Origin of the sequence: Bradyrhizobium sp. cf659, from assembly GCF_900113725.1 — a bacterium.
Taxonomy (GTDB): Bacteria; Pseudomonadota; Alphaproteobacteria; order Rhizobiales; family Xanthobacteraceae; genus Bradyrhizobium.
The window spans coordinates 929,994-952,510 of record NZ_FOQJ01000002.1 but is presented as its reverse complement, the minus strand read 5'-3'; the positions used below and the strand labels follow the sequence as shown (position 1 = coordinate 952,510).

The window sequence follows — 22,517 nt, the reverse complement described above, 5'->3', positions numbered from 1 at the left end:
CGCGCTCATGGCAGAGTGTGCGCCCTGATTCAATCAGCCCAGTATGGCCTCCGTCCGCCGACCCGGATATAGCGAGAAGCCAATGAACCATGTGGTTGGAGCATCGCAAGGATGACCTGTGCAAGTCCCGAACTCATTATCTTCGATTCGGACGGCGTCCTGGTCGATAGTGAGATCATTGCGCTGACCGTCCTGGTCCGGACAGCATCTGAGGAAGGCGTAGCGATCAGCGTGGAAGACGCGATACGTTCATTCCGAGGGTTGAAGATGACGGAATGCGTGCGCGAAATAGAGCGCCGGTTAGGCCGCAGCGTCCGAGACACTTTCGTCGCCGACGTTCGGCGAGCAACCGCGCTGGCTTTTGATGCCGAATTGAAGCCTGTCGAAGGAATCCATGCAGCGTTGGCTGAAATTACCGTTCCGGTTTGCGTGGCGTCTAACGGACCTATGTCGAAACTCACGCATGCGCTCGGATTGACGAAACTGCTGGGGCACTTCGAAGGACGCATCTTTAGCGCGTATGAGGTTGGTTCGTGGAAGCCGGACCCCGGCCTGTTTCTGCATGCGGCGCAAACATTGGGCGCCCACCCCTCACGTTGCGTCGTTGTTGAGGACTCGCTGTCCGGGATTCGCGCGGCAAAGGCCGCAGGAATGAGGGTCCTCGGTTTTACCGGAGGTGATCCGGAAATCGAGCGAGAGTTAGCAGCTGTCTGCGACGACCTCTTTCATCGCATGAGCCACCTTCCGGCCTTGCTGCGTATGAAATGATTGCAGCACTCCCATTCCACACGACCTACCCGATCGTCTGCAGCGCCGGAAACGTCTCGAGCAGCCAGATGCTCACATTCGAGACGGCGCCGGTGAGAAAGCCGATGCCGGTGATCACCATCAACACGCCCATGGCGCGCTCGACATTGACGAGATGACCCTTCATGCGCGCGAACAGCGCGGAGAACTGCTCGATCATCAGGGCGGCGATCAGGAAGGGAATGCCGAGGCCCGCGGAATAGACCGCGAGCAGCCCTGCGCCCTTGGTCACCGTGGCTTCGGCCGCGGCGATCGAGAGGATCGCAGCGAGGATCGGGCCGATGCAGGGCGTCCAGCCAAAGGCGAAGGCGAGGCCCATGATGTAGGCGCCCCACAGGCCGACCGGCCTCGGGATCGGCATCCGGCCCTCGCGCATCAACAGGCCGATGCGCGTCAGGCCGAGGAAATGCAGGCCCATCACGATGATGACGAGGCCGGCGAGGATCGACAGCTCCGCCGACCAGGCCCGGATCAGCCCGCCGATCAGCGAGGCGCTGGCGCCGAGCGCCACGAACACGGTGGAGAAGCCGAGCACGAACAGAAGCGCCGACATCATGATCGCGCGCTTGGAGGCCGATGCCGGCTCGTCGCTCTCGACATGCTCGATCGTCGCGCCCGTGAGATAGATCAGGTAGGGCGGGACCAGCGGCAGGACGCAAGGGGAGAGGAAGCTGACGAGGCCGGCTATCAGGGCCGCCGGGATCGAAACATTTTGCATGATGCAGTCGGAGCCATCTCAGGCGCCGGCGCGGCGCGCGGGAAATGCGCGCGGCCCGGAGCACCGGCTCTGGTGTAGCCGATGCCGGAAAATGCGCAACAGAGGCGCACAAAACCAGGGCTCCTCCCGATGCCGTCCGCAATCACAGATGCGGCATCGGGACGCGCACAAACCTCGCCAAAAAGCGAGACTCGGCGGCGCGGCTACTTCACCACGCGGAGCAGCGGACGCCGGGGCTGGTCCTGCGTCTGCTTGGAGGAGGATGGCGGTTCGCTCGCAGCGCTCCGCAGCATTTCGTCGCACAATGCCTTGAGATCGGCACTGTCAATTCCCTTGAGTTTCATCCGCACGTCCAGGATGACGATGGACAGCAGCTCGGCCGACTCACGGCTGTTGATCTCGTTGAGAACCCTGCGGCACTCCTCGAGCGTTTCCAGCACCGACTGCAACTGTTCGTCTGAATGCGACACCGGCGTTCTTTCCGTTAATTCGGCCTGTGAGACGTGTTTGTGACGACCCCTTTGGCCCCCATGGAGAACCAAGGATAGCACGAGGCCGTTGCGCCTCCGAACATGATTTCAGTGTGTTTCTGCGTTGAAACTGCGGTTCCGGCGAACATCGCCCCGCTACGCCATTGGCCATCGTCGAAACGACGAAGGGTTGAACGCACGATGCGCTGTGATTGATCCGTCCCGGAGGGCGGTAACGCCGCTCTCGCAAGGAGATCCATTGCGGACAGCGCCGACAATCCCGCAGCCATTTTGCGGCTCGCAACGGAACTCACGCCACACCCCTCATTCGGACGAAAGTTTGTCCGATTCCCAGCTCTTGGCCGCACTCGGATACCGCCCACGGGTAGTAAGGATGACGTTCAAAACTCGTCATTCCGCAACCCGCCGTGGTTGTGGTTTGCGCCAGATTCTGCCACTTTAACGACCTGAAGGAAATTGTATGCACTCCTTGGCGGAAAGGGGCGTTCCACTGGAAGAACGCCAAAAGACAAATCTCAGCGGCCTCTCGGATTGGGATGCAGCCCGCATTTTCCTTGAAGTCGTCCGGTGCGGAAGTTTCCGCTCGGCGGCCGAACGCCTGGCGCTGTCGATCAACGCCGTCCGCCGCCGGATCGACGATTTCGAGCGCCAGACCGGCACCACCCTTTTCACACGCGACGTCCACGGCACCCACCTGACTGACGAGGGCACGGTGGTGGTCGCCGCCGTCGAACGAATGGAGGCGGCTGCGTTCGACGTGCTGCGCACCAGCGATTCGACGGCCAACGTCCTGTCCGGCGAGGTCCGCGTCGCCGTGACCGAGGGCCTCGGGACGTTCTGGCTCGCCCCGCGCCTGGTCGAATTCCAGCAGGCCTATCCGAAGATTCTGGTCGACCTGCATTGCGCGATGCGTTCCGCAGACGTCTCCCGCCACGAGGCTGACGTCGCGATTCACCTGTCGCGTCCCTCCGCGCTCGACGTCAAGCTGGTGCGGCTCGGCCGCATGCATCTGATGTTCTGGGCCTCCGAGAAATACATCGAAAGACATGGCGCGCCGCGCACGGCAATGGAATTGATCAAGCACCGCCTGGTGCTGCAATTCGCCGACCAGCTCGCCGCCAAGGAAACTTTCGAGAGCTTCTTCCCAGGCGTTCCGGAACGTGACCTTCTGGTCATGAAGACCAACGTATCAAGCGCCAACTACTGGGCTGTCGCGAATGGCGCCGGAATCGGCGTATTCCCGAGCTACGCCGTTGCGCTTGGCGGGAAGTTGATTCCACTGGAGGTCGAGCTGAACAAACCGCTGGATATCTGGTTGTCCTACCATCCCGGTAGCGGCCGGATTCCGCGCGTACGGCATATGATTGACTGGCTGATCGAAGCCTTCAATCCAGCTCGCTTCCCGTGGTTTAAGGAAGAGTTCGTGCACCCGCATGAATTCAAGGACTCGTATATGGGCGAACCCCTGACCCAGCTCTTCGGGGGATTTTCAACCGAAGAACGGTGAGAACGAACATGAAAACAGCGGCGAAAAGAATGAAGCAGCGCAGTGCCGGCAAGCCGGACATCGAGCTTGGCAAACGGATCCGTCTGCGGCGCGTTGAGATGAAGATCTCGCAGGCCGAGCTGGGCGAGAAGCTCGGCGTCAGCTTCCAGCAGGTTCAGAAGTACGAGAAGGGCGTCAATCGCGTCGGCGCGGCTCGGCTTCAGCAGATCGCCTCCGCCCTCGATGTGCCCGTGACCTTCTTCTACGACGGCGACAACAAGGCGCGCGAAGTCGAGAGCCTGCTGTTCCTCGATTCGGCCTTCAGCCTCCGCCTGCTGCGCGCCTACAGCAAGATCAAGGACCAGACGGTGCAGCGTCAGCTCGTCTCGCTGATGGAATCGATCGCGGCCAACGAAGCCTGATCCATCGACGGTCTGGCCTTTTATGGCCGACGTTCAATCCACCGCGTCACGGGGTGCGGCCGGATTGAACGAGACCTGCCGGATCGGATCTCCTTGATCAGACTTGGCCTGCGCGCCGTGCGCGCGGCCTTCGTTTCTCGGGGCGGCCTGACCGCCCCTTTTTCTTGGCTTTTTTTCTTGGCCTTTTCACTGTCCCCGCCCGCAGTTTTCGCGAACCCATCCCCACTCTGCCGCGACCCAATCGAGAGACTCCGCATTGGACGCGCGGGGTTTTTCGACTGCCGTGCTTAATGGGACCTCAACATTGGTGCCCTAGCTTCCCGCCGATTTTGCCAATCGGCGCCCGCGGCGCGGCGACCGGGAATTTGCCAATGCGAGCGCCCGTCCGGGCCTCGTCCTCAGGGGAAGAACAAGACAGATGTCGAAGCGCCATGCCGTGATCATTGCCATGGGCCTCTTCGCCAGCGCTTCCGCGCTCGCGCAGACCGAGACCACGGGCCAGGCCGGACCCAAGCCGGCAACATCGGGCGGCGCCGTGCCGGCCGCCGCCAATCCGGCCCACGCGGCCACGCCGAAAACCGCCGCGTCGACGTCGGCGTCAACGCCGGAAAGCCGCTCGGCCGCGGCGCTCGCGATGACGCACGAGCCGACCTATGACGAGGGCTCGGCCCAGCGCATCAAGGACGCGGCGCTCAGCTATTCCGATCTCGCGGTGCGCGGCGGCTGGCCGACGATCCCGGCGGACGCCAAATTCGCACTCGGCGTCCAGGGTGCCAGCGACGAGCTGCTGCGCAAGCGGCTGATCATCTCCGGCGACCTTTCCGCCGACAAGGCGAGCGGCGCCTTCGACCAGGATCTCGCGGACGCGGTGAAGCGTTTCCAGGCCCGCCACGGGCTGGCGCCGACCGGCATGGTGACGCCGCGCACGCTCGCGGCGATGAACGTCTCCGTGCAGAAGCGCATCCGGCAGCTGGAGGCTTCGCTCCAGCGGCTTGAGAACATGAATTTCGGCTTCGGCCAGCGCTATGTCGTGGTCAACATCCCCGCGGCCTTCGCCGAAGCGGTCGAGAACGACGTCGTGGTGCGGCGCTATCGCGTCATCGTCGGCAAGACCGAAAAGCCCTCGCCGACACTGACGGCCCAGATCACCAGCGTCGTCCTCAATCCGACCTGGACGGTGCCGTCCTCGATCGCCAAGACCGAAATCTCCGCGCATATGCGCAAGGACCCGACCTACCTGTCGCGCATGCACATGGAGGTGCTCGACGCCCACGACAATCCGATCGATCCGCATTCGGTCGACTGGTCGGGCACGCACACGCCGAACTTCACCGTGCGCCAGCACAACGGCACCTTCAACGCGCTCGGCGCGGTGAAGATCGACATGCCGAACGCCTACTCGGTCTACATGCACGACACCAACCAGCGCAATCTGTTCAGCGACGACTACCGCTTCGACTCGCACGGCTGCTCGCGCGTCGACAATGTGCGCGATCTCGCCGCCTGGCTGCTCAAGGACCAGCCGAAGTGGAGCCGCGCCGCGATCGACGCGGAGATCGCCAGCGGTCAGCATCTCGACGTCGCCATGGCCAGAAAGGTGCCGGTGGCCTGGATCTATCTCACGGGGTGGATGACCAAGGACCAGACCGTCCAGTTCCGCAACGACGTCTATCATCAGGACGAGCAGTTGCTGGAGGCGACCGCCGAAGAGGCGGCGTTCTTCAGCAATGCCGGCAGCCATCCGCTGACCGCGCACATGACGCGCTAGGATTGGCGCGGGTAGCCGCGCCATGCAATCGCGGCACAGGCGGATGCAGAGCCCCTCGCCTCGCCGCGGTTGACCCGGACCTCGGCCCGGCAGCACATTGCGCCTCGCAAATGACAAGCGAGCGCGCGATGCCCGACATTTCCAATGAAACTCCTTTCGCCGACGGCAAGATCCTCAAGCACATTGCTGATGGCGTCGGCGTGATCACCTTCAACAATCCCGACAAGCGCAATGCGATGTCGCTGGAGATGTGGGAGGGATTTGGCGAGGCACTGACGAGCCTGCGCGACGACGACGCGGTGCGCGTCGTGATCCTGCGCGGCGCCGGCGGCAAGGCGTTCGTATCCGGCGCCGACATCAGCCAGTTCGAGAAGACGCGCCACAACGCGGCGGCGTCCGAGGAATATGCCAGGCGCAGCGCCGCCCAGCGCGCGCTGCTCGCCGACTATCCCAAGCCGACGATCGCCTGCATCCAGGGCTTCTGTCTCGGCGGCGGCATGCAGGTCGCGATGCTCGCCGACATCCGCATCGCCGCGCATGACAGCCAGTTCGGCATTCCCGCAGCAAGGCTCGGCATCGCCTATGGCTACGACGGATTGCGGCATTTGGTGTCGCTGGTCGGCCCGTCCTGGGCGCGGCTGCTGATGTACACGGGCATGCGCATCGATTCCGCGGAAGCGCTGCGCATCGGCCTCGTCGAGCGCGTGATCCCGGATGATCAGCTTTGGGGCGAGACCATGGCGATCGCCGAGACGATCTCGCAGAACGCCCCGCTCGCGATCAAGGCCGCCAAGATCACCATCGCGCAGGTTCTGAAAGACGAAAGCGGACGCGACATGGACGCGATCAAGGCGATCGGCCATGCCTGCATGGACTCTGCGGATTTTCGCGAGGGCCGGCAGGCCTTCATGGAGAAGCGCAAGCCGCAGTTTTCGGGAAAATAGCGCCTCAGGCGGCCCCGACGGCCCGCACTCGCCTGGGACTCGCGAACCGGGGGCTGTCCAAGATCTCCCTCAGAGCCTGAACGTTCGCGGAGCCCGCACCTTTGCGCCAGATGAGCGCAGTCCACGCCCGGTTCTCTGCTCTTCCCAGCGGGTGGACGGTCAAAAGCCTTCTGGCTGGAAAAGTGGTCAGAACGCTCTTTGGGATCAGGGCTACGCCCATGCCCGCGACAACGCAACCCAGCATGGCGTGATATGACGCGAGCTCGATCATGCGTTCCGGCATTTCGTTTCGCGTTGCGTACCAGTCTTCAAGCCGCTTGCGATGCGGGCAGCCGTGTTCGAAGACGATGATGGTACGTGGCAGGTTGCTGCCCTTCTTGCCGATCCGCGGGTGATTGGCAGCCGCGATGATCACCAGCTCCTCCTCGAAGGCCGGCGCCTTTTCGAATGGCTCGTCGGCGATCGGTTCGGCGACGAGCGCGGCATCGAGATCGCCGGCGAGAATGGCGCTCGCGAGAACCTGCGGATTGCCGGTGCGAAGCTCAAGAACGACTCCCGGATGCCGCCGATGGTATTCGCTAAGCAGTCCCGGCAGCCTGACAGCCGCCGTGCTCTCCATCGCGCCGAGGCGGAACGTACCGCGGGGCTTTGCATCTTGCAGAGCATCGCGTGTTTCATCCGCAAGCGCGAGCAAGCGATTGGCGTAGCCAAGCAGCACCTGCCCCTGGGGCGCCAGATGGAGGCGTTTGCCCTCTCGAATGAAGAGGGCTACGCCGAGATCCTCCTCCAGCTGCCGGATACGGGTTGTGATATTGGACTGAACGCGGCGCAGCCGCTCGGCCGCCCGGGTCACGCCGCCTTCGCGCACCACAGCAACGAATATCCGCAGATCCGACAGATCCATTACATCCCTCTGAGTGATCAACTATATCATAATTATTCATTATATGTGATAATACGCATTCGGTAAAGATCACGGCAGTTCCACACAGGAGTCCGTCCGATGATCGTCACCGTATTTCGCACGCGAATGAATCCCGGCGTGCAGGATGAATATGGGCCGATGGCAAAACGCATGAGCGAACTGGCGCGAACAATACCCGGTTACATCTCGCACAAGGGTTTCGTCGCCGACGATGGAGAGCGCGTGACGATCGTCGAGTTCGAGTCCGAGGAAGCGCTTCACCAATGGCGGATTGATCCCGAGCACGGCAAGGCCAAGCGACGTGGGATCGCGGCTTTCTTCAGCGAGTTCAAATTCCAGATTTGTAGCGTCATTCGGGAGCGAAAGTGGACTGCAAAAGCAACCCGTGGCGTCTGAGCGGACCGTCGATCGGCAAGTTTGGTGTCATTGCGAGCGCAGCGAAACAATCCAGAATCCTGCCGTAGAGACAATCTGGATTGCTTCGTCGCTACGCTCCTCGCAATGACGATGGGGAGAGATCGAACGCCGCCATCGATCCGCCCAGCGTCGTCTGGCCGGTTGCCATCACCGTTGGGTTGAAGTGGCAGATCAGAGCGCCCCCAGCACCGCTTTCGTGATGTCGGCCGTGCCGTTGCTGCCGCCGAACTCCATCGGCTTGATGCCGCCGGCATAGACCTGGTCCACCGCGCGTTCGATGGTCTCGCCGGCTTCTGCCGCGCTCTCGACGCCGTGCTTGTCGGCGAGCCAGTCCAGCATCATCGCGGCCGAAAGGATCATGCCGGTCGGATTGGCCTTGCCCTGCCCCATGATGTCGGGCGCGGTGCCGTGGCAGGGCTGGAACACGGCGTATTTGTCGCCGATGTCGGCCGACGGCGCCATGCCGAGGCCGCCGATCAGGCTCGCGGTGATGTCGGAGACGATGTCGCCGAACATGTTCTCCATCACCATCACGTCGAAATCCCAGGGCCGCTTCACCAGCATCGCCGAGCAGGCATCGACATAGAGCCGGTCGGTCTTCACCTCCGGATGCCTCTTCTCGATCTCGTCGAAGATGCCGCGGAAGAAAGCAAACGCCTTGAACACGTTCGCCTTGTCGACGCAGGTGAGCATCCCCGGCTTGCCGCGCGCCTTGCGGCGTTCGGCGAGGCGAAACGAGAACTCGAACAGGCGCTCGGAGGTCCGGCGGGTGATCACCATGGTCTCGCGCGCGTCCTCATGGGTGACGACGCCCTTGCCCATCGAGGCGAACAGGCCCTCGGTGGATTCGCGGATCACGACGAGATCGATGCCGCGCTTGTCGGCGCCGACGATCGGGCTCGGCACGCCCGGAATGAGCCGCGCCGGCCGCACGCCGGCATAGAGATCGAAGATGAAGCGTAGTTCGATCTGCGGCGCGATCTCGGTGTTATCAGGATAGCGCACCGACGGCAGGCCGCAGGCCCCGAGCAGGATCGCATCCGCCTCCTCGCACAGCTTGATCGTGCTATCCGGCATCGACTTGCCGGTGGCGAGATAATTGTTGGCACCGGCCGGCGCCTCGGTGAAGCGGAAGCGCAGATCCGATTTCTGTTCGATCTTGCGCAGCACCTCGATCGCCGGCGCCATGACTTCAGGGCCGATGCCGTCACCGGCGAGCACGGCAATGTGGAAGGCGTTGTTTGCGGACATGGGGGGTTCCTAGGTGACGGAAAGTGTGGCCGCGTCATTGCGAGGAGCTCTTGCGACGAAGCAATCCAGACTGTCTCCGCGGAAAGACTCTGGATTGCTTCGCTTCGCTCGCAATGACGACGGAGAGAGTCGAGATTACGGCGTCAGCACGGTGCGCCCGACCACCGCGCCCTGCTGCAGCTGCACCAGCGCGTCGTTGGCCTTGGCGAGCGGCTGACGCGTCACCGGGATCGGCGGCACGTTCTTCGCTCGCACGAGGTCGAGCAGCTCCTGCGTCTCGCGCAAATTGCCGACATAGCTGCCCTGGATGGTCACCGCCTTGATCGGAATCAGCGGCAGCGCCCAGGTCGCGCCGCCGCCGAACAGGCCGACGATGACGAGCTTGCCACCCTTGGTCAGGCAGTCGAAGCCGAGCTGCGTCGTCGCGGCGTTGCCGACGAGGTCGATCACGGCGCGGATCGGACCGCCCGCCTTCTTCGCAAGCTGCTCCAGCGCGTCCGGCGCCTTGGGATCGACGGTCGCAAGCGCGCCGGCCTTTTCCGCGGCCTCGCGCTTCCTGGCGTCGATGTCGACCATGATCGCGCCCTTGCCGCCCATGGCTTTCAGCAGCGACAGCGCCATCAGGCCGAGGCCGCCGGCGCCGAACATCACGATCGGCGTGTCGAAATGCTGCTCGACCTTCTTCAGCGCGCTGTAGGTGGTGACGCCCGAGCAGGCATAGGGCGCGGTCGTCGCGGGATCTAGCCCTTTGAGGTTCAGCAGGTAGCGCGGATGCGGCACCAGCATGTGATCGGCATAACCACCGTCGCAATAGACGCCGAGCGAGCGCGGCGTCAGGCACATGTTCTCGTCGCCGCCAAGGCAGGTCGCGCATTTGCCGCAGCCGATCCAGGGATAGACCAGGCCGACATCGCCGAGCCTGAGATCGCCCTGATCAGTCGGCTTCACGTCAGGACCGAAAGCCAGGATTTCACCGACCGTCTCGTGGCCCATGGTCAGCGGCAGATTGATGCCGCGGTCCTTCAGCGACAGCGGCTTGCGGCCATGGCCGAGGTCGTAACCGCCTTCCCAGATGTGGAGGTCGCTGTGGCAGACGCCGGCGGCCTTCACCTTGATCAGCACCTGCGTGCCCGACGGCTGCGGCGTGGCCTCGTCGAACTCCTGCAACGGCGCCTTGAAATCGGCGACCTTGAAACTCTTCATCGGCGTCCTCCCGCATGCTTCTTGTTGTCGCGCCACCATGCCATGGCCGGCGAGGCGAGACAAACGCGCACCTGTCTAGTTTACGCCGGCCGATGGTGGCAAGCCGGCCGCGCGCAAGGCCGCATTGCTCGCCGCACCGAGCCCTCCGTCATCCTTGCACGGCTGTTTTGCCTGACGGAATTGACGCATCATCGGCGAGGCCAATCTCGTCGCGCAGCGCATCCGTGTGCTCGCCGAGCGCAGCCATCGTCTTGGCCGGCGTCGTGTCGGCGCCCGACATCCGGAACGGCAGGTTGAGCACCTGGAACGAACCGCCCTCATCTTCCACCGACGAGAGCGCCTGCCGGTGCGCGAGCTGCGGATCGGCCAGCGCCTCTGACACGGTGCGATAGGCCGAGGCCGGCACGCCGGCCGCGCCGAGTGCGACGAGGCATGCCTCTGTCGAGAGCTGTCGCGACCAGGCCTCGACGCCGTCCATCAAGTCGGCCCAGTTCTCGCGGCGCGCAGCGTAGGTGGCGAAGCGCGGATCGGGGATCCAGTCGGGGCGGCCGATCACGCCCATCAATCCCTGAAACGTCTTTTCGCTTGCGACCGTGATCATGACATAGCCATTGGCCGTCTCGGTCGGCCCGAACATCGGGCGCGGCGGCGGCTTCACCGCAAATTGCGAGCTCTGCAACTCGATCACGGTCAGCGTCAGCATCGACTCCAGCATGGAGACGTCGATGTGCTGGCCGAGGCCGGTCACCGTGCGCTGATACAGGGCGGAGGCTATCGCGCCAAAACCGTAGGTGCCGGTGACGACGTCGGCATGGTAGATGCCGCAATAATCGGGACGGTTGCGGCCGGGCTGGTAGGCGAGATGCGCCATGTCGTAGCCGGAGGCCGCGTGGATCACCGGCGCATAGGCCGGCAGCTCGGCCGAGGGGCCGGTCTGGCCGTAGCCGGAGATCGAGCAGTAGATCAGCTTCGGATTGACCGGGCGCATTCTGTCGTAGTCGAGCCGTAGCCGGTGCATCACGCCGGGGCGGAAGTTCTCGACCAGGATGTCGGCGGTCGCGGCCAGCCGGCGGACCGCCTCCCTGCCGTCCTCGGACTTGAGGTCGAGCACGACGCTCTTCTTGCCGACATTGAGCTGGCCGAATACGGTGCTGTACCCCTTGCGCAGCGGCGGCCGGGTCCGCATCGTCTCGCCGCCGTCGGTCTCGATCTTGATGACCTCGGCGCCCATGTCGGCGAGCATCCGCGTGCAGTGGGGACCGGCGATGGTGGTCGAAAAATCCAGCACCCTGAGTCCGGCGAAGGCTTTTGTCGTCGTCCTCTCATGCTTATCTGCTAGCTGCATACGTGCTGCGTCTCCTTGGCGTATCCCGGGAACAATCAATGCTCTCTTGTTGCTGCGCTCGACCCTAGAGGGCGGCGGCTGAGTAGGAAAGTGTTTACCGAACGGGGGCGCTCCGCAGGCGTGCTTGGGAATTCCGGGGCAATTGGACCCGTTCTTGCATAGCAGCAAACTGGATCGGCAAGGGGCAACTGTTCTTGAGGGTCTTGTTCGTTACGACAGAGATGGACGACTTCGTCCGCGTCGGCGGACTTGGAGCCGTTTCCGCTGCCCTCCCCAGAGCCCTTCGCCCCTTTGCCGATATCCGGATCATGTTGCCCGGCTATCGCGACATCATCGAGCAGCTCACGCATATTCAGATCGTTGGCCGCTGCCCGTCGTTTGCGGATCTGCCGGCCTGCTCGCTCGGCCGGGCCGCGACCAAGGACGGCCTGCCGGTCTATGTGCTGTTGTGCTCGCAACTCTACGACCGGCCCGGCAATCCCTATGGCGACGAGTCCGGGCGTGACTGGCCGGACAACGACATCCGCTTCGCGCGCTTTGCCTCGGCAGCCGCTGAGCTGGCCATGGGCAAGCTGGACAAGAATTGGGCAGCAGACCTGATCCATGCCAATGACTGGCAGGCCTCGCTCGTGCCGGCCTATCTCGCCTGGCGCGGCGCCAAGCTGCCGTCGATCCTGACCATTCACAACCTCGCCTATCAGGGTCTCTTCCCGAAGGACTCGCTGCGGCGGATCGGCGCACCGGAGAGCGCCTTCCACATCGACGGCCTCGAATTCTACGACCAGGTCTCCTTCCTCAAGGCCGGGCTGGTCTACGCCTCGCATCTCACAACCGTCAGCGGCACCTATGCGCACGAGATCACCACAGCCGAGTTCGGCTGCGGCCTGGAGGGTCTGCTCCGCCTGCGCTCGGACGCCGCCGAGCTGACCGGCATCCTCAACGGCATCGACGAGAGCTGGGACCCGCGCTCCTGCGCGCAGCTCGCCCAGCAATTCGGCGCCGGCGACTGGGTCGGCAAGAAGGCCAATGCGGACTACGTTCGCAAGCAGTTCGGGCTTGCGGTGTCGCGCGGCCCGATATTCGGCATCGTCGCGCGGCTCGTGCACCAGAAGGGCATCGACCTCGTGCTGTCCGCGGCCGACGAGATCATCGATGCCGGCGGGCAGATCGTGGTCACCGGCTCCGGCGAGCCGGCGCTCGAGCAGGCGCTGATCGACGCGCATCGCCGCCGCCCCGACGCCATCGGCGTTGCGATCGGCTTCAACGACGCCCAGGCGCGGCGCATCTTCGCCGGCAGCGACTTCACCCTGATGCCGTCGCGCTTCGAGCCGTGCGGCCTCAGCCAGATGTACGCGCAGCGCTTCGGCTCGCTGCCGATCGGGCACCAGACCGGCGGCTTGGCCGAGACCATCACCGACGGCGAGACCGGCTTTTTGTTCTCAAGACCCTCGCACGAATCCTTCCTCGGCGGCGTCCGCCGGGCCTTCGAGGCGTTCATGGCGCAGGACCAGCTCGACTCCATGCGCCGCAGCGCCATGGGACGGTCGTTCTCCTGGAGCATCTCCGCCGGCAGCTACAGCGCGCTGTACCGGAAGCTGGCGGCGGTGTGAGAAAGCCCCCGAGACGCTTCGACATTCTCCGTCATTGCGAGCGCAGCGAAGCTCTAGCCCCGTCACCCTGAGGTGGCCGCTTCTTCAGCGGCCCTCGAAGGGCGACGGCCCGGCTGCAGCAGCGGGGCCGTGCATCCTTCGAGGCTTCCCATGCGCCGCTTCGCGCCGCATGGCTCGCACCTCAGGATGACGGGGCTAGAGCTTCGCTATGCTTGCAATGACGGCGCAGAAGGTGTGGCCTCACTCTTCTCTCGTGCCCCGGACGCAGCGCGGCGCGTCGCCCTTGCGACGTGGTGCGCTGCAGAGCCGGGGCCCATGCCGCACAGGAAGCCCGTCGCTTCTGGGTCCCGGCTCTGCGCTTCAACGCTCACGCGTTGCAGCTTGTCCGGGACACGTGGGAGCAATTTAGCGGCGCTGATCCATCTGCGGCCGCCCGATCCAGGCCCTGTTGAGACACCGCGTCATCCAGTCGGGCCGCGGCTCGCCACGCAGCCGGGCCTGCGCTTCCTGGTACGGACCGACATCGCGCAGCCGGTCGGGCAATCTCGGATAGACGCGCCGAATCCATTTCAAGGCGTTGTCGGCAGCTCTGATATCCCGCGCATCGAGCTCAAAACCGAAGCCTGCGCGCAATCGTTCCGGCAGCAGGCTTGCCGTGAGCGCACGATACCATCGCGGCGGACGCAACCACGGACGGGCGCCGTCAAATATCTGCGTGGCGATGTCGCGCGCCGCCGCGCTGACGGTCAGCGTGTCCGATTGCGCCATTGCTGCTGTATAGGCCGCAAAGCCGGACCAGTCCGTCGGCAAATCATCCCCGGTCAATCCGAACAAGGCACCGAACAGCCGGCTCTCGGTCCAATAGCGCTCGCGCTCCTCCGCCGAGAGCTGCGGCAGAACCAGATCATGCGCCATTAGCCCCGTCTCGACCAGCGTCGCATGCACCCAGCGCAATGACGGAATATCGTTGGCGCAGTAGCGCGAGCCGGCCGCGAAGGGGCCGACGGTCTCGGGCATCTCCCCGACGATCATGCTGTGGCGCCGGTGCAGTTGCCGGGACGACAGCAAGGCACGGTCGAGCGATCCGAACACCATGGCAAAGACGATGTCGAAGGTGCGATGGAAGCGGCCGATCGGATCGGCCAACGTCCGCGAGTGCTCGGCGATGGCGGCAGCGACCCAGGGATGCGCCAGCTGCAGCAGCAGCGCGCGGCCGGCGCCGAGGAAGATGACAGCCTCCCGGTCGATCTGCCAGGTGACCGAGGAGGGACCGAACACGCCCGCGACCGGCCCCGCTGCGTCAGCGCGGACCTGATCGAGCGCCGCCTCCAGATCTTTCTCAACGACCAATTGCGAGCCTCGCGAAGAAGACGCCGCGACAATAGCCCAGACAGCGCGCTCGCGATATCGTCACTGCCCGAAACAAATGACGGACAAGGCCCCTACTCCGCCGCAATCGGCATCTCGTCCATATGCTCGTGCAGCACCACGCCGGCGAGCGGATCGAATTCGCCGATCCACGGCTTTCGTGCGAGCACGGACTTCGTGTGGGCGTAGCCCGCATGCCAGCGCCGCGTAATGCCTGACGGGCTGAAGTCGATGTCCTTGGTATGGGTCTCGCGGTCGAGCTGCGGCGCCAGCAGCCGCACGACGTGCATGCGGGTCGGACAGCCGTAGCTCGCTAGCTCCCTCACCGCGGGATCGCTGCGCTCGCTCTCGGGCAGACGCGCGGCGAGCTGGTTGATGACGTGGCGCAGCCGATGGGCCTGCTGCTGGCGGGCGATCTGGCTCGCGATCCGACTGGAATACATCACATCCTTGTGCCGGTTCAGTACCTCCGCCATCGTGGTTGGCTCGGCGCCGACCGGATTCCACAGATGCACGGAGAAGATCAGCGAATCCCTGCGTGGATTGTCGTCGAACACCGCTTCCGTCGGCGTGTTCGAGAGGATGCCGCCGTCCCAATAGAGTTCGCCGTCGATGCGCACCGCCGGGAAGGCCGGCGGCAATGCGCCCGAGGCCATGACATGCTTCACCGTCAGTTCGCTGTCGCGGCTGTCGAAATAGCGCATTTCGCTGGTGCCGACATGGGCCGCACCGACCGTCAGGCGCGGCGCACAGCGATTGGCGAGGTCGAAATCGACCAGCTCGCTCAGCGTCTTCTCCAGCGGCGCGGTCGAATAGAAACCGGCGTGATCGGCGCCCAGCGGATAGGAATCCCCGGCATGCGCCAGCGGGTTGGGCCGGAAGAAACCGGGAATGCCGTGGGTCACGGTCGACCAATAGGCGAGCTTCTCGTTGAAGTCGGGAAACACAGAGCGCCAATTCCAGACCGGGTTCTGCTCCATCCGCTTCCAGAACTCTTTCAGGCGCGCAAGCCGATGCTCCGGCGCGTTGCCCGCAATGAGGCTCGCATTGATGGCGCCGATCGAGGTACCGATGATCCAGTCCGGCTCGATGCCGGCCTCGTGCAGCGCCTGGTAGACGCCGGCCTGGTAGGAGCCAAGCGCGCCGCCGCCCTGAAGCACGAGGACGACCTGACCCGGCAGGTCCATGCTCTTTCGTTGCCCGTTGTCCGGCATGCCGTTCATGTCTCGCTCCTGTCGAGCCTATGGTTATCATTCGTCAGGCGTAAGGCTATTGTTACGTCTTGCCATTTTCCGCGATTGTCGGGTCTTTTGGAAATGCCGCTTGGCTTTCGAAACCATACGCACGCGCTATCGCGGCCAGGATATCATTCCCTGTCCCGATCGGTTAGATTTCCGGCCGATCCTGCCGGGAGCCGATCCATGGAAATGCACCAGGTCCGCTATTTCCTCGCGGTGGCGCAGCTCTTGAATTTCACGCGCGCCGCCGAGGAATGCAACGTGACGCAGCCCTCGCTGACACGCGCGATCAAGCAGCTCGAGGCCGAGCTCGGCGGCGACCTGTTCCGCCGCGAACGGCCGGCGGCGCAACTGACCGAGCTGGGCCAGCGCATGCATCCGCTGCTGAAGCAGTGCTATGACGCCGCCGCCGGTGCGCGCTCGCTCGCTTCCTCGTTCAGGAGCGGTGAGGTCGGCGCGCTCCGCGTTGCGCTGACGCATTCGGTCGACCTGGCGCTGCTCATCCCCCACCTCAACGAGATCAGGCGGCAGTTCAACCGGCTCGAATTCCGCTTCCTGCGCGGGACGAGCCGCGAGGTCGGCGAATTCCTGAAGAAGGGCGAGGCCGAGCTCGGCATCGCCGCCGAGATCGACGAGGCCTGGGATCGGCTCGACGTCTGGCCGCTGTTCACCGAGGCGTTCGATCTCATCGTCAGCAGGGAGCACCGGCTTGCCGGGCACGACACGATCGAGCCGGACGACCTGCGCGCGGAACAATTGCTCGGCCGCAGCTACTGCGAGCATTCCAAGCGCATCGCCGCGAGCCTGCGCGAGCACGGCATCGATGTCGATCACGGCCACGAGATTTCGAGCGAACGCGACCTGATCGAATTGGTGGAGGCTGATATCGGCATCGCCATGATGCCCCACACCTCGCCCGTGCCGGAAAGCCTAAAACGCGCTGCGGTCACCGGCCTCGATGCCCGCCGCACCGTCAATCTCTATGGCGTCGCCGGCCGCCAGCGCACGGCGGTGGCCAATGCCGTGATGCGCATGCTGCGCGGTGCGGACTGGCGGGCGATTGCGGGGTAGCTGCGAGAACGATCGCTGCTCTTCTCCTTCTCCCCTTGTGGGAGAAGGTGGCATAGGCGGCCTTCGGCCGCCGTTCTTAGGAACGCCGAAGCGAAGCTTCGGCTATGGCGCCGGATGAGGGGTTCTATCCGCGCACTCGACGCAAAAGATTCGCGCGCGGAGAGAGACCCCTCACCCGTCTCGCCGCTACGCGGCGAGCCACCCTCTCCCACAAGGGGAGAGGGTGAGAAAAGTGCGCAGCCTCACTTCTCCCGGCTCGCGCTCTCCAACGCTTCGAGCAGATCGTCGATTTCCATGCGCTTGCGGAAATCGGGATCGACGAAGCGAGCCTTGACGATGCCGTCGCGGCCGACCACGAACACCGCCGGGATCGGCAGCATCCAGCCGTCATTGCCGTGGAATTTCGTCATGTCCTGATAGGACAACAGGCGCTGGATCTCGGCGCCGAGCCAGATCGCGAGATTGAGCGACAGCGCATAGCCATTGTCGAGATCGGTCAGGATCGGAAATGGCGCACCGGAATCAGCCCTGAGCTGCCGGGTGTATTCCTGCGTCTCCGGCATGATCGCAACGATCTGCGCGCCCATCGCCTCGACGCGGTCCTGCGCCTGGACCACGGCGCGGACATTGAGCCGGCAATAGGGACACCAGTGTCCGCGGAAGAACATCACCGCGACGGGGCCTTGCGCCAGCAGCGCGGGCAGCGCCACGAGACGCCCGCCCTCGTCAGGCAGCATGAATGGCGGCATCGCATCGCCCGGACGCGGTGCGCTCTCGCCGCCGCCGTTCCCGTTCAATCGCGCCACCAGGCGATCGACCGCCTCACCATAGGCCGGAAACACCCGGCGGCTTGCGTCGGCATACGCGAGGAGCTGCTCGTTCAGCTTTCCCTCCATCTCGCGGCAGCGCTGGAAGGCAAGCCTGAGCTGCTCGGCGTCAGCTGGTGAGAGAGACGTCATCTTCCGCTCCGGCGTTCGAAGGACGAATATTAGGTTCCTGGTCCGGCCGCCCGCAAGGGGCGGCCGTCGCCAATCGGGCGCCCCACCATCGGACGCCGGATCTCCCGAAAGCGGAAATGCCGATGCCCAATCGGTTCGATAGCCGCCGCGCATCAACATAGCGCGGGGCTATCGCACCGAAAGCGAAACGGCATTTCAGAACGGGCTCGCTCTCGACGAAGCTCCTGCCATAGCCGGAGACCAGCGAGGTTGCGGCCAACAGAGGAGACTTCCCCATGTCTAGGCATCACATATTGTCGCGCCTGGTCCGGCCCGGCCTTGCCGTTCTCGGCATGCTGACCTTTGCGGCGCAGCCGGCCTTTGCGGGCGAGTGCCCGGCCGACAAGATCAAGCCGAATGCGCGTCAGATGGTGGACACCAAGCCGGTCGGCGTCACCGACATCACGCTCGGCGCCATCGACCTCGGCAAGCAGCCGGCGCATATCGAGGGTCGCGAGCTGCGTTTCCGCAAGCTCACCATCGAGCCCGGCGGCATCGTGCCCTGGCACAGCCACGACGATCGCCCTGCCCTGATCTTCGTGCAGCAGGGCGAGATCGTCGAATACGCCTCCAACTGCGCCGATCCGATCGTGCACAAGGCCGGCGACATCCGCCCCGAGGTATCAGGCACCTCGCACTGGTGGAAGAACCTCGGCAAGGAGACGGTCATTCTCTATGTCGGCGACGTCCGCAGGGACCCCAATGATCATCACATGTAACGGGCGCTTGAACAGGCCGTCGTTCCGGGGCGATGCGTAGCATCGAACTATGATGCGCAATTGCGCACCTGGGAACCTCGAGATTCCGGGTCTGGTGCTCCGGGCCGCATTGTGCGGTCCCGTCCGCACCAGCCCGGAATGACAACCGTCGTCCGAGAGATGCCATTCCAATGACCGACCTCTCCGCTCCCATCGAGCCGGCCGCGATGACGATGGATGAGCATTCCCCGGGCCTTGCGCTTCGTTCGCTCGTCATCGGCCTCACCGCCTTCCTGACCGTCGTCGATCTCTTCGCGACGCAGGCGATCCTGCCCTCGCTGACGCGCCATTACGGCGTCACGCCGGCGGCGATGGGCTTTGCCGTCAACGCCAGCACCTTCGGCATGGCGACAGCTAGCCTCCTCGTCGGCTTCTTCAGCCCGCACATCAACCGGCGGACCGGCATCCTGCTCAGCCTCACGCTGCTGGCGGTCCCCACGGTCCTGCTGGCGACCGCACCAAATCTTGCGGTCTTCACCGCCTTGCGGATCGCGCAAGGCCTGTGCATGGCATCCGCCTTCGCGCTCACCCTCGCCTATCTCGGCGAACAATGCAGCGCGATGGACGCCGGCGGCGCGTTTGCCGCCTACATCACCGGCAACGTCGCCAGCAATCTCGTCGGCCGGCTGATCTCGGCGGCGATCGCCGACGGCCTTGGTCTCGCCTGGAATTTCTATTTCTTCGCCACCCTGAACCTGGCCGGCGCGGCGCTGGTCTATTTCACCGTCAGGCGCGTGCAGCCGATGCATGCCATGACGCCGGCGGGCCCGCCGCTGGCGGCCATGATCGCGCATTGGCGCAATCCGCGGCTGCGTGCAGCCTACGGCATCGGCTTCTGCATCCTGTTCGCCTTCATCGGCACCTTCACTTTCGTCAATTTCGTGCTGGTCCGGCCGCCGCTGTCGCTCGGCATGATGGATCTGGGCCTCGTCTATTTCGTCTTCCTGCCGTCGGTCGTCACGACGTTGCTCGCCGGCAGGGTGGCCTCGCGGCTGGGGACGCGGCCGACGATATGGGGCTCGCTCGCGGTCGCCGGACTGGGCCTGCCGCTGATGCTGGCGCCGCATCTGGGCGAAGTGCTCATCGGCATGGTCCTGGTTGGAGTCGGAACATTCTTCGCGCAGGCGGCCGCGACCGGTTTCGTCGGGCAGGCCGCCACCGACAACCGCGGCGTCGCCAGCGGGACCTATCTTGCCTGTTACTTCTTTGGCGGGCTCGTCGGCACGGCCGTGCTCGGGCGGCTGTTCGACAGCTTCGGCTGGCACGCCTGCGTCGCCGGTGTCGGCGTGGCCCTCGCGGCCGCAGCCAGGCTCACATTCGCCCTGAAGCGCTAGCGCTTGGCCGGGGCTTCCTGCGGCGGCTCGTCGTCGGCGATCGCGCGCCACGCCGCTCCGTCGAGATCGTCGTACTGGCCGCTTCGGAGCGACCACAGGAAGGCGACGAGACCGGCGCCTCCGAGCGCCAGCGCCAGCGGGACCAGGATGACCAGGATTTCCATCACACGATCTCCCGCGAGGCGCTGCGCGCGCGCAGCGAATTCAGCATGACCAGGATCGACGATCCGCTCATGGCGGCAGCGGCGATCAGGGGCGTCACGACGCCGCTGATCGCGACCGGCACCGCGAGGACGTTATAGCCGATGGCAAGCCAGAGGTTCTGCCGCATCAGGTGCAGCGCCTTGCGCGCGGAATCGATCGCGGCGACGACGGGGGCCAGCGGCCGGCCGAGGAAGACGAGATCGGCGGTGGCCTGGCTGAGATGCGCGGCCGAGATCGGCGACATCGAGACATGGGCCGCCGCCAGCGAGGGCGCATCGTTCATGCCGTCGCCGACCATCAGCACTCTTGCACCGCGCCGCTTCAATTCCTCGATCCGTGCGATCTTGTCGGCCGGCGTGACGCCGGCGCGCCATTCGGGAATGGAAAGCGCGTGGGCGGCGGCCTTCACCGCCGGCTCGCGGTCACCGGAGAGGATCTCGATGCCGATGCCCCGCGCCTTCAGCGCCGCGATCACGGCCTGAGCGTCCGGACGCAGGCCCTGGCGCACCGAGAGGATGAACTTTTCGGCTCCCTTGCTGAAAGCCACGACCGACGCTTCAGGATCGAGCGTGGCGCCGCCGACCAGCGCCTCGGCGCCGCAGAAGGACGGACGGCCAAGGCGAATCTCGACGCCGTCGGCGTCTGCCCGCACGCCCTGCCCGGCCTCCTCGACCGCACCGACGATCGGCGACCTGGCGCCGGCGGCCTGCGCGACCGCGGCGGCGACCGGATGATGGCTCGATAGCGCGAGCCGGCCAGCCAGTTCGAAGATGTCGGCGGGGATGTCGGCCGCGTTCATCACTTCGAGATCGGGCAGCGTCAGCGTACCGGTCTTGTCGAAGATGACGTGGTCGGCTTCCGCCAGCCGCTCGATCGCATCGCCCGAATTGAGCAGCACGCCGGACTTGAACATCGCACCCGAGGCCACCGTCTGCACCGTCGGAATCGCAAGCCCGAGCGCGCAAGGACAGGTGATGATCAGCACCGCAACGCCGGTCACGATCGCATCGTGCCAGGACGCGCCGGCGATGACCCAGCCCAAAATGGTGATGAGCGCGGTCGCATGCACCACCGGCGCATAGAGCCGCGAGGCGCGGTCGGCGAGCCGCATGTAGCGCGAGCGCGCCTGGAGCGCGTTGTCCAGCAGCCGCGTGATCTCGGCGAGCAGCGTCGCCTCCGAGGCCGCCGAAACACGCACCCGCAGCGTGCCGGAGATGTTCATGGAGCCGGCATAGACCGGCGTGCCCTGCTCCGCCGTGACATAGAGCGTCTCGCCGGTGATCAGGCTCTGGTCGATCTCGGAACGTCCCTCGATCACGGTGCCGTCGACAGCACAGCGCTCGCCGGGCCGCAGCAGCACGATGTCGCCGGGATTGATCGCGGCGACAGGCACTTGTGAAATCTCGTCGGGCCCGACGAACTTGGCCGCCGTCTCCGCCTTCAGCGCGGCGAGATTGCCGGCGACCGCACGCGTCCGTCGCCGCATGTTCTGGTCGAGGACGCGGCCGACCAGCAGGAACGTCAGCAGCATGATCGCCGCGTCGAAATAGGCGTGCTCGGCGTGATGAATGGTTTCGACCACGGACATGCCGAGCGCGAGGATCACGCCGATCGAGATCGGAACGTCCATGTTGGTGGTCTTGTTCGACAGCGCGCGCCAGGCGGAGCGGAAGAACGGCTGGCCGGCATAGGCCGCCGCCGGCAGCGCGATCAGCGCCGACAGCCAGTGGAAGAAGTCGCGCTGCTCGGGCAGCATGTCCGAGACGTTGCCCGACCAAACCGGGATCGACAGCATCATCACGTTCATGGTGGCGAACGCCGCGACGCCGAGGCAGCGCAGCAGGAAGCGCGATTCGGCGACCTCGGCCACTTCCGCGCTCTCGGTCTCGAACGGATAGGCCTTGTAGCCGAGCTCCTCGAGCCGGTCGATGAAACGGCCCGGGTCGAGCGTGCCCGCCTTCCATTCCAGCGCGACGCGGCGGTCAGTGAGGTTCACGCGCGCCAGCGTGACGTCGGGAATGGCGGACAATCCGCGCTCGATCTTGGCCATGCAGCCGGCGCAGTGAACGCCTTCGACCGCGAGATCGATGTGCTGGACGCCCTCGCCCGCGCTCCGGACGTAGTGCGAGAAATCCCGCGTGACGTGCATGACGAAGTCC

21 protein-coding genes are annotated in these 22,517 nt (G+C 64.9%); 10 read left to right on the top strand and 11 right to left on the bottom strand.

Translation table 11 applies throughout. The annotated features are described in order from the left end of the window. The first annotated feature begins 111 nt into the window (after positions 1–111). Positions 112–768 carry an HAD family hydrolase gene (locus BM118_RS13370; protein ID WP_092185899.1) on the top strand — a complete coding sequence of 219 codons (657 nt, stop codon included), beginning with the start codon at positions 112–114 and terminating at the stop codon, positions 766–768. Positions 769–793: 25 nt separating this feature from the next. Here the strand turns inward: BM118_RS13370 and BM118_RS13365 are convergent, their stop codons facing one another. Together BM118_RS13365 and BM118_RS13360 are read right to left on the bottom strand one after the other, a co-directional pair. Beyond that, on the bottom strand, positions 794–1,525 hold the full coding sequence (locus tag BM118_RS13365) for a cytochrome c biogenesis CcdA family protein (RefSeq protein ID WP_092185897.1): 732 nt from the start codon (positions 1,523–1,525) through the stop codon (positions 794–796). Between the two features lie 203 nt (positions 1,526–1,728). Further along, on the bottom strand, positions 1,729–1,995 hold the full coding sequence (locus tag BM118_RS13360; RefSeq protein WP_092185895.1) for a hypothetical protein: 267 nt from the start codon (positions 1,993–1,995) through the stop codon (positions 1,729–1,731). A 481-nt stretch (positions 1,996–2,476) separates the two neighbouring features. On the opposite strand from BM118_RS13360, the gene BM118_RS13350 reads away from it, so the two are divergent. The 4 genes from BM118_RS13350 (at position 2,477) to BM118_RS13335 (ending at position 6,636) form a co-directional block, all read left to right on the top strand. Then, on the top strand, positions 2,477–3,523 hold the full coding sequence (locus BM118_RS13350) for a LysR family transcriptional regulator (RefSeq protein WP_092185893.1): 1,047 nt from the start codon (positions 2,477–2,479) through the stop codon (positions 3,521–3,523). Between the two features lie 29 nt (positions 3,524–3,552). Then, positions 3,553–3,924 (top strand): helix-turn-helix domain-containing protein, encoded by a 372-nt coding sequence (locus BM118_RS13345; protein WP_027546544.1) that lies wholly within the window; start codon positions 3,553–3,555, stop codon positions 3,922–3,924. 418 nt (positions 3,925–4,342) lie between these two features. Next, entirely contained in the window at positions 4,343–5,692 is a 1,350-nt protein-coding gene (locus BM118_RS13340; RefSeq protein WP_092185889.1) for a L,D-transpeptidase family protein, read from the top strand. A 128-nt stretch (positions 5,693–5,820) separates the two neighbouring features. After that, positions 5,821–6,636, top strand: a complete 816-nt coding sequence (locus BM118_RS13335; RefSeq protein ID WP_092186169.1) for an enoyl-CoA hydratase — start codon at positions 5,821–5,823, stop codon at positions 6,634–6,636. 4 nt (positions 6,637–6,640) lie between these two features. Here the strand turns inward: BM118_RS13335 and BM118_RS13330 are convergent, their stop codons facing one another. After that, the gene (locus BM118_RS13330) at positions 6,641–7,540 is read right to left on the bottom strand and encodes a LysR family transcriptional regulator (protein WP_092185887.1); all 900 of its coding nucleotides are present in this window, start codon (positions 7,538–7,540) and stop codon (positions 6,641–6,643) included. Between the two features lie 99 nt (positions 7,541–7,639). Between BM118_RS13330 and BM118_RS13325 the strand changes: the two genes are divergently transcribed. Further along, on the top strand, positions 7,640–7,957 hold the full coding sequence (locus BM118_RS13325) for an antibiotic biosynthesis monooxygenase family protein (protein WP_092185885.1): 318 nt from the start codon (positions 7,640–7,642) through the stop codon (positions 7,955–7,957). 192 nt (positions 7,958–8,149) lie between these two features. On the opposite strand, the gene BM118_RS13320 is transcribed toward BM118_RS13325, so the two are convergent. The 3 genes from BM118_RS13320 to BM118_RS13310 form a co-directional block, all read right to left on the bottom strand. Further along, complete coding sequence (locus tag BM118_RS13320) at positions 8,150–9,229, bottom strand: isocitrate/isopropylmalate dehydrogenase family protein (RefSeq protein WP_092185883.1); 1,080 nt, start codon at positions 9,227–9,229, stop codon at positions 8,150–8,152. A gap of 135 nt (positions 9,230–9,364) precedes the next feature. Beyond that, a complete protein-coding gene (locus BM118_RS13315; protein ID WP_092185881.1) occupies positions 9,365–10,432 on the bottom strand; it encodes an alcohol dehydrogenase in 1,068 nt (355 codons plus the stop codon). Between the two features lie 148 nt (positions 10,433–10,580). Further along, complete coding sequence (locus BM118_RS13310) at positions 10,581–11,777, bottom strand: CaiB/BaiF CoA transferase family protein (protein ID WP_092185879.1); 1,197 nt, start codon at positions 11,775–11,777, stop codon at positions 10,581–10,583. Between the two features lie 194 nt (positions 11,778–11,971). Between BM118_RS13310 and glgA the strand changes: the two genes are divergently transcribed. Beyond that, positions 11,972–13,387 (top strand): glycogen synthase GlgA, encoded by a 1,416-nt coding sequence (gene glgA / locus BM118_RS13305; protein WP_092185877.1) that lies wholly within the window; start codon positions 11,972–11,974, stop codon positions 13,385–13,387. Between the two features lie 405 nt (positions 13,388–13,792). On the opposite strand, the gene BM118_RS13300 is transcribed toward glgA, so the two are convergent. Both BM118_RS13300 and BM118_RS13295 read right to left on the bottom strand, forming a co-directional pair. Beyond that, complete coding sequence (locus BM118_RS13300) at positions 13,793–14,737, bottom strand: oxygenase MpaB family protein (protein WP_177234263.1); 945 nt, start codon at positions 14,735–14,737, stop codon at positions 13,793–13,795. Between the two features lie 92 nt (positions 14,738–14,829). Beyond that, positions 14,830–15,978 (bottom strand): patatin-like phospholipase family protein, encoded by a 1,149-nt coding sequence (locus BM118_RS13295; RefSeq protein ID WP_092185875.1) that lies wholly within the window; start codon positions 15,976–15,978, stop codon positions 14,830–14,832. Between the two features lie 198 nt (positions 15,979–16,176). On the opposite strand from BM118_RS13295, the gene BM118_RS13290 reads away from it, so the two are divergent. Continuing rightward, complete coding sequence (locus BM118_RS13290) at positions 16,177–17,064, top strand: LysR family transcriptional regulator (protein ID WP_177234262.1); 888 nt, start codon at positions 16,177–16,179, stop codon at positions 17,062–17,064. Positions 17,065–17,306: 242 nt separating this feature from the next. Here BM118_RS13290 and BM118_RS13285 read toward each other — a convergent pair whose 3' ends face one another. Continuing rightward, positions 17,307–18,023, bottom strand: coding sequence for a peroxiredoxin-like family protein (locus BM118_RS13285; RefSeq protein WP_092185871.1), 717 nt, complete (start codon positions 18,021–18,023; stop codon positions 17,307–17,309). Positions 18,024–18,298: 275 nt separating this feature from the next. Here BM118_RS13285 and BM118_RS13275 point away from each other — a divergent pair, with 275 nt between their 5' ends. Then, positions 18,299–18,781, top strand: coding sequence for a cupin domain-containing protein (locus BM118_RS13275; RefSeq protein ID WP_092185869.1), 483 nt, complete (start codon positions 18,299–18,301; stop codon positions 18,779–18,781). A gap of 170 nt (positions 18,782–18,951) precedes the next feature. Further along, complete coding sequence (locus BM118_RS13270) at positions 18,952–20,154, top strand: MFS transporter (RefSeq protein ID WP_092185867.1); 1,203 nt, start codon at positions 18,952–18,954, stop codon at positions 20,152–20,154. Here the strand turns inward: BM118_RS13270 and ccoS are convergent. Further along, entirely contained in the window at positions 20,151–20,318 is a 168-nt protein-coding gene (gene ccoS / locus BM118_RS13265) for a cbb3-type cytochrome oxidase assembly protein CcoS (RefSeq protein ID WP_092185865.1), read from the bottom strand. The genes BM118_RS13270 and ccoS overlap by 4 nt on opposite strands. Then, positions 20,318–22,507 (bottom strand): cation-translocating P-type ATPase, encoded by a 2,190-nt coding sequence (locus BM118_RS13260; protein WP_092185863.1) that lies wholly within the window; start codon positions 22,505–22,507, stop codon positions 20,318–20,320. Before BM118_RS13260 ends, ccoS begins: the two co-directional genes overlap by 1 nt. Positions 22,508–22,517: the final 10 nt, after the last annotated feature.

Coding starts and splice junctions, on each gene's coding strand:
- BM118_RS13370 (WP_092185899.1), top strand. CDS start 112: ATGACCTGTGCAAGTCCCGAACTCATTATCTTCGATTCGGACGGCGTC.
- BM118_RS13365 (WP_092185897.1), bottom strand. CDS start 1,525: ATGCAAAATGTTTCGATCCCGGCGGCCCTGATAGCCGGCCTCGTCAGC.
- BM118_RS13350 (WP_092185893.1), top strand. CDS start 2,477: ATGCACTCCTTGGCGGAAAGGGGCGTTCCACTGGAAGAACGCCAAAAG.
- BM118_RS13345 (WP_027546544.1), top strand. CDS start 3,553: ATGAAGCAGCGCAGTGCCGGCAAGCCGGACATCGAGCTTGGCAAACGG.
- BM118_RS13340 (WP_092185889.1), top strand. CDS start 4,343: ATGTCGAAGCGCCATGCCGTGATCATTGCCATGGGCCTCTTCGCCAGC.
- BM118_RS13335 (WP_092186169.1), top strand. CDS start 5,821: ATGCCCGACATTTCCAATGAAACTCCTTTCGCCGACGGCAAGATCCTC.
- BM118_RS13330 (WP_092185887.1), bottom strand. CDS start 7,540: ATGGATCTGTCGGATCTGCGGATATTCGTTGCTGTGGTGCGCGAAGGC.
- BM118_RS13325 (WP_092185885.1), top strand. CDS start 7,640: ATGATCGTCACCGTATTTCGCACGCGAATGAATCCCGGCGTGCAGGAT.
- BM118_RS13320 (WP_092185883.1), bottom strand. CDS start 9,229: ATGTCCGCAAACAACGCCTTCCACATTGCCGTGCTCGCCGGTGACGGC.
- BM118_RS13315 (WP_092185881.1), bottom strand. CDS start 10,432: ATGAAGAGTTTCAAGGTCGCCGATTTCAAGGCGCCGTTGCAGGAGTTC.
- BM118_RS13310 (WP_092185879.1), bottom strand. CDS start 11,777: ATGCAGCTAGCAGATAAGCATGAGAGGACGACGACAAAAGCCTTCGCC.
- BM118_RS13295 (WP_092185875.1), bottom strand. CDS start 15,978: ATGAACGGCATGCCGGACAACGGGCAACGAAAGAGCATGGACCTGCCG.
- BM118_RS13290 (WP_177234262.1), top strand. CDS start 16,177: ATGGAAATGCACCAGGTCCGCTATTTCCTCGCGGTGGCGCAGCTCTTG.
- BM118_RS13285 (WP_092185871.1), bottom strand. CDS start 18,023: ATGACGTCTCTCTCACCAGCTGACGCCGAGCAGCTCAGGCTTGCCTTC.
- BM118_RS13275 (WP_092185869.1), top strand. CDS start 18,299: ATGTCTAGGCATCACATATTGTCGCGCCTGGTCCGGCCCGGCCTTGCC.
- BM118_RS13270 (WP_092185867.1), top strand. CDS start 18,952: ATGACCGACCTCTCCGCTCCCATCGAGCCGGCCGCGATGACGATGGAT.
- ccoS (WP_092185865.1), bottom strand. CDS start 20,318: ATGGAAATCCTGGTCATCCTGGTCCCGCTGGCGCTGGCGCTCGGAGGC.
- BM118_RS13260 (WP_092185863.1), bottom strand. CDS start 22,507: ATGCACGTCACGCGGGATTTCTCGCACTACGTCCGGAGCGCGGGCGAG.